This window comes from Neptunicoccus sediminis, from assembly GCF_001719615.1.
Lineage (GTDB): Bacteria > Pseudomonadota > Alphaproteobacteria > Rhodobacterales > Rhodobacteraceae > Amylibacter > Amylibacter sediminis.
Map to the genome: position 1 here is coordinate 1 of NZ_MDVX01000066.1, position 8,207 is coordinate 8,207.

At 55.7% G+C, this 8,207-nt stretch carries 7 protein-coding genes and 1 rRNA gene; 3 read left to right on the forward strand and 5 right to left on the reverse strand.

Translation table 11 applies throughout. The annotated features are described in order from the left end of the window. A 5S ribosomal RNA gene (rrf, locus tag BFV97_RS19285) occupies window positions 1–79 on the forward strand; the annotation flags it as partial. 109 nt (window positions 80–188) lie between these two features. On the opposite strand, the gene BFV97_RS18230 is transcribed toward rrf, so the two are convergent. From BFV97_RS18230 to ugpB, 5 genes are all read right to left on the reverse strand, one after another. Further along, on the reverse strand, window positions 189–704 hold the full coding sequence (locus BFV97_RS18230) for a DUF421 domain-containing protein (protein WP_069301773.1): 516 nt from the start codon (window positions 702–704) through the stop codon (window positions 189–191). A 109-nt stretch (window positions 705–813) separates the two neighbouring features. Continuing rightward, window positions 814–1,824: a sn-glycerol-3-phosphate ABC transporter ATP-binding protein UgpC gene (gene ugpC / locus BFV97_RS18235; RefSeq protein ID WP_069301774.1), complete on the reverse strand. Its 1,011-nt coding sequence runs from the start codon at window positions 1,822–1,824 to the stop codon at window positions 814–816. 2 nt (window positions 1,825–1,826) lie between these two features. Next, window positions 1,827–2,663 (reverse strand): sn-glycerol-3-phosphate ABC transporter permease UgpE, encoded by an 837-nt coding sequence (gene ugpE, locus BFV97_RS18240; protein ID WP_069301778.1) that lies wholly within the window; start codon window positions 2,661–2,663, stop codon window positions 1,827–1,829. A gap of 17 nt (window positions 2,664–2,680) precedes the next feature. Next, the gene (gene ugpA, locus BFV97_RS18245; protein WP_069301775.1) at window positions 2,681–3,562 is read right to left on the reverse strand and encodes a sn-glycerol-3-phosphate ABC transporter permease UgpA; all 882 of its coding nucleotides are present in this window, start codon (window positions 3,560–3,562) and stop codon (window positions 2,681–2,683) included. Window positions 3,563–3,607: 45 nt separating this feature from the next. Next, the gene (gene ugpB / locus BFV97_RS18250) at window positions 3,608–4,918 is read right to left on the reverse strand and encodes a sn-glycerol-3-phosphate ABC transporter substrate-binding protein UgpB (protein WP_069301776.1); all 1,311 of its coding nucleotides are present in this window, start codon (window positions 4,916–4,918) and stop codon (window positions 3,608–3,610) included. 347 nt (window positions 4,919–5,265) lie between these two features. On the opposite strand from ugpB, the gene acs reads away from it, so the two are divergent. Together acs and BFV97_RS18260 are read left to right on the forward strand one after the other, a co-directional pair. After that, entirely contained in the window at window positions 5,266–7,206 is a 1,941-nt protein-coding gene (gene acs / locus BFV97_RS18255) for an acetate--CoA ligase (RefSeq protein ID WP_108721716.1), read from the forward strand. Window positions 7,207–7,634: 428 nt separating this feature from the next. Further along, a partial coding sequence (locus tag BFV97_RS18260) for a Calx-beta domain-containing protein (protein ID WP_281200968.1) occupies window positions 7,635–8,207 on the forward strand: 573 nt, incomplete at its 3' end.

Here is an 8,207-nt window from a genome sequence, read left to right on the forward strand (position 1 = left end):
ATCCCGAACTCGGCCGTTAAGCACTGTCGCGCTGATGGTACTGCGTCTTAAGACGTGGGAGAGTAAGTCACTGCCAAACCTAGTAAGTATTAACAAAAAGCTCCCTAAACGATTACAAAAACACAAACACAAAAAACACGCCGCCCATAAAGGGCGGCCGTTTGCGTTCGTGTTGTTGAAACGAAGGGCTAGGCGTGTCTTACACCTTTCAGCAGCCCTTCTTCGACCTTTTCCCCTGCTAGAACGGAAATGCTGCCCGTGGTTTCAAGCACGGCGGCTTTAACTTCGGACATGCTCTCGACGCCTGCTTCGCGCAGCTTTGCGATCAGGTCGTCCTCTGTCACCCGTGTGGTTTTAAGGGCTTCGTGCAGAACCACGCCATCTCTCAGCAGGAAGATCGGTGTATTCTGAACCGCCCGGTCGAACCACGGCAGGTTGTGGCGTAGCTTTGAGACGGCGAACTGGACGATAAACAGGCTGGCCATTGCAGCAAGGCTTTGCAGAAAACCGACGGAATCTTTGGATTGGGACGCACCTGCCAGCAGCGACCCCATTGCGACCGTTGTGACAAAGTCGAAGTTTGTCATTTTGGAGAATGATCGCAGGCCGACGACTCTGACCATCAGGATGATCCAGAATAATGCGAGAATGCTGAGGAGGCTGCCTTTGGTGAGGGCGTCCAGATAGGGTTCATTAAAGAACATGGCTCTTCCTTCTTTTCTGTCTGTGCGCGGCACGCAGAAAACCCCGCCGTCGAAGGATTAACGCGGACTGCGTCCGGAAGGTTTCACCAGAGCGGACAGAATGGCTCTGTCAGCAGCGTTTGCCGGTGTGGTCGAACAGCATTTCGTCCCTATCCTGCCAGTCCAGACCGACCTCTGTGCCTTCCGGTGCGCTGGCTTCGGTAGCGGATCGTCGGGCGGTGATCATTGCGCCATCGGCCAGTTCCAGATGAACCAGTGTTTCCGCGCCAAGGGCTTCGGTATACATCACTCTGGCTTCGAGCCGTCCTGAACCGGTTGGCAGGACAGTCAGATGTTCGGGGCGCACACCGAGTTTGGCAGCTTCACCGTTCCTGATCCCCGCCAGATCCGCATTCACGAAATTGGTCGGGGGGGAGCCGATGAATCCAGCAACAAATTCGGTTGCGGGGTTGGCGTAAACCTCCAGCGGTGCGCCGATCTGATCGGCCACACCGCCGTTCATTACGATCATCCGGTCGGCAAGGGTCATCGCCTCAACCTGATCGTGGGTCACGTAGAGTGATGTCACCCCGAGACGCCGTTGCAACTGTTTGATCTCCAGGCGCATTTGAACCCGCAGTTTCGCATCGAGGTTGGACAGGGGTTCGTCAAAGAGAAATACAGAGGGTTTGCGCACGATCGCGCGGCCCATTGCAACCCGCTGGCGCTGCCCGCCCGAAAGCTCCCGCGGGCGGCGTTTGAGGTAGGGTTGCAGTTGCAGTAGTTTTGCAGCGGTATCCACACGCTCGATGATGTCCGCCTTCGGGGTTCCGGCGATTTTCAACCCGTAAGCCATATTGTCAAACACGCTCATATGCGGGTAGAGCGCGTAGTTCTGGAACACCATCGCAATGTCGCGGTCCATCGGTTCGCGGTCGTTAACCACCGCGCCGCCGATTTGTACTTCGCCCGATGTGACGGTCTCCAGCCCTGCCACCATGCGCAAGAGCGTGGACTTGCCACACCCGGACGGGCCGACAATGACGATGAACTCCCCGTCTTTAATGTCGATATCCACGCCGTGGATCACCTCGGTCTTGCCGAAAGACTTTTTCAGGGAATCGAGTTTGACAGTCGCCATTCTTATTTCTCGCTATCTACAAGGCCGCGGATGAACAGCCGCTGCATACCGACAACGACAATCACAGGCGGGATCATCGCAAGGATCGAGGTGGCCATGATGACGGGCCAGTCCGCGAAATCATCGCCGGAAGGGAACATTTGTTTGATGCCCATGACGATGGTGTTCATGGACGGATCGGTGGTGATCAGCAGCGGCCAGAGGTATTGGTTCCAGCCGTAGATGAACAGGATCACGAAAAGGGCCGCGATGTTTGTGCGGCTCATCGGGAGCAGGATGTCGCGGAAGAACTGCATCGGGCTGGCACCATCCACGCGGGCGGCTTCGGCCAGTTCGTCCGGCACGGTCATAAAGAACTGGCGGAACAGGAAGGTAGCGGTGGCAGATGCGATCAGTGGAAAGATAAGGCCGGAGTAGCTGTTAAGCATGCCAAAGCCTGCGACGACTTCATAGGTGGGGACGATGCGGACCTCAACCGGCAGCATCAGGGTCAGAAAGATCAGCCAGAAAAACGTGCGCCGTCCGGGGAAGCGGAAGTAGACGATGGCAAAGGCGGACAGTAGAGAGATGACGATTTTGCCAAAGGCGATGCCAAGGGCCATGATCATCGAATTCACCATCATCCACGCCACAGGCGCGTTGATGCCGGAAACCAGCGCCTTGCGGTAGTTTTCAAAGAAATGCTCGCCGGGCAGCAGGGGCATCGGCGGGTCCATAATGTCTGCCTGTGTCACAGTAGAGGCAACCAGTGCCAGCCAGATGGGGAAAAACACAAACAGCAGCCCGATGATCAACCCGAGATGGGTCATCCACAGGCCAAAACCGCGTTTTTCTACCATGCCCGAATGATCCGCCATCAGTAGTGCACCCGCCGCTCGATGAATTTGAATTGTACGATGGTCAACAAGCCGACGATCACCAGCAGGATCACCGATTGCGCCGCAGAGGAGCCGAGATCCTGCCCGACAAACCCGTCCGCATAGACCTTATAAACCAGAATGGTGGTGGACTGCTGCGGCCCGCCGCTGGTGATCGTGTGGATCACGCCGAAGGTTTCAAAGAAGGCGTAGACGATATTCACCACCAGCAGGAAGAATGTGGTGGGGGAGAGCAGGGGAAAAACGATGGTGCGGAAACGGGTCCAGAAGCGGGCGCCGTCAATGGCTGCTGCTTCGATCACCGATTTCGGGATCGCTTGCAATCCGGCTAGGAAAAACAGAAAGTTATAGCTGATGCGTCCCCAGGCGCTGGCGACAACCACAAGGCCCATCGCCTCTTCGCCGTTCAGCACGTGGTTCCAGTCATAGCCGAGCAGACCAAGGTACCATGACACCACGCCAACGCGGGTGTTGAACATGAACAGCCATAAGACACCCGCCACAGCCGGAGCCACCGCATAGGGCCAGATCAGCAGGGTGCGATAGACGCCGGAGCCTTTGATCAGCCGGTCCGCCAGCACCGCCAGATAAAGCGCGATGCCCATAGAGACCACGGTCACAAGGATGGAGAACACCGCCGTTGTCACAAAAGAGGCGCGGTAATAGGGATTGCCCAGCAGGTATTCAAAATTGCCCAGCCCCACATATTTCATCGACAGGCCGAAAGGATCGGGGATGAACAGGGACTGCCAGATGGCCTGACCTGCGGGGTAAAAGAAAAAGACGGCCGTAATCACAATCTGCGGCAAGACCAGCAGAAGCGGCAACCAGAGCCCTTTGAAGGTGACGCGTTTTTCCATGGAGTTGATGGGGCACCCCCGCGAATTTCGGGGATGCCCTATGCCTTAGCGGTTGGCTTGTTCAAAGCGGCGCAGCAGTTCGTCGCCCCGCTGTTTTGCGCTATCAAGGGCGGTTTTCGCGTCCTTGTCACCGGACCAGACGGCCTCCAGCTCTTCGTCGATGATCCCGCGGATCTGATCGAAAGACCCCAGACGCAAACCTTTGGAGTTTTCCGTGGGCGCATTGGTTGTCATTTGCTTCACGGCTACATCGGTGCCAGGGTTTTCTTCATAAAAACCCTGTTCGCGGGTCAGATCCGCTGCGGCACTTGTGATTGGCAGATAGCCGGTATCCTGATGCCACTGTGCCTGCACTTCGGCAGAGCTGAGGAAGTTCAGGAATTCCGCGACACCTTTGTATTCCTCGTCAGACTGACCTGCCATCACCCATAGGGACGCCCCGCCGATGATGGTGTTTTGTGGCGCGTCAACCGCACTGGCCCAGTAGGGCAGCGGGCGGACTTCAAAATCGAATTTGGCTTCGGCCTTGATGCCCGCATAACCGGCAGAGCTTTCGGTAAACAGCGCACAATCACCAGAGCGGAAGTTGGCGCCGCCCTCATTGCGTCGGCCGGCATAGATGAATTTACCTTCTTTGGCCCAGTCGCCCATCGCCTGAATATGCGCAACCTGCACATCACCATTCAGCGCCAGTTCAGTATCCACACCACCAAACCCGTTGGCTTTGGTAGCAAAAGGCGTGTCGTGATAGGCAGAGAGGTTTTCCAGATGGATCCAGCTTTGCCACGCTGTTGTCATCGGACATTCACTGCCGGATTCTTTCAACTGGTCGAGCACTTCTCCCACCTGTTCCCAAGTGGACATATCCGTGTCAGGGTCGATCCCCGCCTCTGTAAGCGCGTCACGGTTAACCCAGAGAACCGGCGTGGAAGAGTTGAAAGGCAACGACAGCATTTCACCCTCTGAGGTGGTGTAATAGCCTTTCACCGCACCGATATAGGCGTCGGCATCGAAATCGGCACCCGAATCGGCCATGACTTCATAGACAGGTTTGATCGCGCCTTTCGCCGCCATCATTGTGGCTGTGCCGACTTCAAACACCATCAGAATGTCGGGCTGTTCGCCCGCACGGAAGGCCGCAATGCCCGCATTCAGGGTTTCGGAATAATTGCCTTTGTGGGTCGCTTCGACCACATAATCGGACTGGCTGCTGTTGAAAGTTTCAACCTGTGCGGCCACCAGTTCCCCCAAACGCCCGGTGAAGGCGTGCCAGAATTCAACTTGGGTTTGGGCTGCAACAGGGGCGCCAACCAGAACAGCCGTTGCCGATCCCCAAAGCAAATGTTTCAGTTCCATAATGAATTTCCTCCCAGAATTATTAGTGCAACTGGGAAAACCTTACCGTTTGGTCAAAACAAAAAGCAAGCTCTGTAAATGATCATTGTCCCTTCAAACGGTCGGGGGCGGGCAGAGTGCGGAACCTGCGAAGACCGTGAAAATTGACCTTGGGTCATGTTTCTTACAGTTTTGAGACAGTTTCCGTCATTTATTTTACAAAAATTTACAGCAAAACCGTTGCATTACAGACAGATTGACAGTTTTTGGTTAATTTTCCGCAGGTACTTGCAGAAGGACAGGGTCTGCAGCCATTAATGCGGTGACTTGTTAGGAGGAGGCAAGCTATGTCAGCACAGAACAGCCCTATGGAAAAACACCCTATTCCGGACGCCATCGCGCGGGATGCGCATGTTAACGCGGATCAGTACAAGGCAATGTATGACGCCTCTGTCGCTGATCCTGAAGGGTTCTGGCGGGAACAGGGGGCGGCCCTGAAGTGGTCCAAACCTTTCACCAAAGTCAAAAACACGACATTTTCCCATCCTGATGTTTCGATCAAATGGTTCGAAGACGGGGAAATGAACGTCTGCGAAAACTGTGTGGACCGTCATTTGGACACACGGGGCGATCAGGTGGCGATCATCTGGGAACCGGACAGCCCCACCGAAGCGTCCAAACACATCACCTACGCCGAATTGCACAGCGAGGTCAGCAAGCTCGCCAATGTGTATAAAACTCTCGGCGTGGAAAAAGGCGACCGTGTTGTTCTCTACATGCCGATGATCCCCGAAGCCGCCTATGCGATGCTGGCCTGTGCGCGGATCGGTGCGGTGCATTCCATCGTTTTTGGTGGCTTTTCGCCGGATGCGCTGGCGGCTCGGATCAAAAGCTGTCAGGCCAAGTTGCTGGTCACGGCGGATCAGGCACCGCGCGGCGGCAAGCCGACACCCCTGAAGGTCAACGCGGATGCCGCGCTGGACATCTGCGGTGATGTGCAAACACTGGTGGTCGAGCGCACTGGCGCGGATGTGGGTTTGAAAGACGGACGCGACCATTCCTATTCCGCATTAATGGCACAGGCGTCAGAGGATTGTCCGGTGGTCGCGGTGAACGCCGAAGACCCGCTGTTTATCCTCTACACGTCCGGTTCTACCGGCCAGCCCAAAGGGGTGGTGCATTCCTCTGCGGGCTATCTACTTTATGCGGCGCTGACCCATAAATATGTGTTCGACTATAAGGACGGCGATATTTTCTGGTGTACGGCGGATGTGGGGTGGGTCACGGGGCACAGCTATATCGTATATGGTCCACTGGCCAATGGTGCGACAACGCTGATGTTTGAAGGGGTGCCAACCTATCCGGACGCCAGCCGCTTTTGGCAGGTGTGCGACGAACACAAAGTGACCCAGTTCTACACCGCGCCAACAGCCATCCGCGCGCTTATGGGGCTCGGGGATGAGTTCGTGACAAAATGCGACCTGTCCTCTCTGCGGATCCTCGGCACCGTGGGCGAGCCGATCAATCCGGAGGCGTGGAACTGGTACAATGAGGTTGTCGGCAAAGACCGCTGCCCGATTGTGGATACGTGGTGGCAGACGGAAACCGGCGGCCATCTGATGACCCCGCTGCCCGGCGCAATCGAGACCAAACCCGGCTCCTGTACGCTGCCGTTTTTCGGTGTTCAGCCGGTTGTTCTGGACCCGCAAACCGGCGAGGAAATCACCACGACCGAGGCTGAAGGCGTTCTGTGCATGAAGGACAGCTGGCCGGCCCAGATGCGCACGGTTTACGGCGATCACGACCGCTTTGTTTCCACGTATTTTAGTGATTACAAAGGGTATTATTTCACCGGCGACGGCTGCCGGCGGGATGCGGACGGCTATTACTGGATCACCGGACGGGTGGACGATGTGATCAACGTCTCGGGCCACCGGATGGGCACCGCCGAAGTGGAAAGCGCGCTCGTCGCCCATGAGAAAGTCGCAGAAAGCGCCGTTGTGGGCTATCCCCATGACATCAAGGGGCAGGGGATCTACGCCTATGTCACACTGATGTCCGGCGAAGAGCCGAGCGAGGAACTGCGCAAGGAATTGTCTGACTGGGTGCGCAAGGAAATCGGCCCGATTGCAAAACCGGACCTGATCCAATGGGCACCCGGCCTGCCGAAAACCCGTTCGGGCAAGATCATGCGGCGCATCCTGCGCAAGATTGCCGAGGATGATTTCGGCGCACTTGGCGATACCTCAACCCTTGCGGACCCGAGTGTCGTAGAGGATTTGATCGAAAACCGCATGAATCGCAAATAGCAATAAACCGGAAACCGCTGTGGCCCGAACCTCGGCGGTTTCCGGAATTTATGCAATGCGGACTGCCGCAACGAATCAAAGTCCCATAGGGACAGTCCAGCATTTTGCCTGTGTCGCCCCATCTTCCACCGCGCGTATTTTACCATTTCAAACCAATTTACTTGGCCCCGTGGGGCTGTTGGACCTATAGGGCCTTTGCCGAAGCAACTGCGGTCAATTCAACACGTTAGTGGGCCGGCTTACCCACAGTCCCCGCTGAAAGTTCCATCGAAATTTATAGTGTTCCGCCGGTCGACGCGGACGCGACTAACCAGCGTTCCTTACACTGACGTTGCGAAGAATCACGATTGTTGTTTTACTAAATAAGAAGAATTTCATTTTTCCGATTAATTATTCGGCTTTTTTTTATACTATATCAGGAGGATATTATGTTACCTGTCATCACTCTCGAACCTGCCGAAGCCAAAGAAGGCTCAGGATCAAACCGCGGCCTCGCCGAGTTTGTGGTGCGCTTGTCGGAGCCTTCGACTCTGGATGTGGATGTGTCCTTCCGCACGGTAATAGATGGCTCTGCGCGGGACGGTGGCGTCGACTTCTTTGGAAACAAGGGTACGGTCACATTCAACCCCGGTGAAGTGCAGAAGATCATTACCATCACGCACACGGGTGATTTCCCTGATGAATCCGACGAAAATTACACACTGGAACTTCACAGCGCCGAGAATGCTGTTCTGGCGGGTGGAGAGCCGACTTTGACGGCAATTGGCATTATTCGCGACGACCATCACGGTGACAATGATCTGGCGCTGTTTGTTTCGGACCCGCGCATTCTGGAAGGCAACGGCGGACGTAAACAGGCTGTCTTTGAGCTGAAATTATCCGATCCCTCTACCGAAGATATTACGCTTGATTACACAACCATTGACGGTACCGCGACAGAGGGCGAAGACTATACCGGCGTTAGCGGTAAGATCACGTTCAAAGCCGGTCAGACCATCACA

Excerpts from the sequence above, each read along its gene's own strand:
- BFV97_RS18230 (WP_069301773.1), bottom strand. The coding sequence starts at position 704 with ATGTTCTTTAATGAACCCTATCTGGACGCCCTCACCAAAGGCAGCCTC.
- ugpC (WP_069301774.1), bottom strand. The coding sequence starts at position 1,824 with ATGGCGACTGTCAAACTCGATTCCCTGAAAAAGTCTTTCGGCAAGACC.
- ugpE (WP_069301778.1), bottom strand. The coding sequence starts at position 2,663 with ATGGTAGAAAAACGCGGTTTTGGCCTGTGGATGACCCATCTCGGGTTG.
- ugpA (WP_069301775.1), bottom strand. The coding sequence starts at position 3,562 with ATGGAAAAACGCGTCACCTTCAAAGGGCTCTGGTTGCCGCTTCTGCTG.
- ugpB (WP_069301776.1), bottom strand. The coding sequence starts at position 4,918 with ATGGAACTGAAACATTTGCTTTGGGGATCGGCAACGGCTGTTCTGGTT.
- acs (WP_108721716.1), top strand. The coding sequence starts at position 5,266 with ATGGAAAAACACCCTATTCCGGACGCCATCGCGCGGGATGCGCATGTT.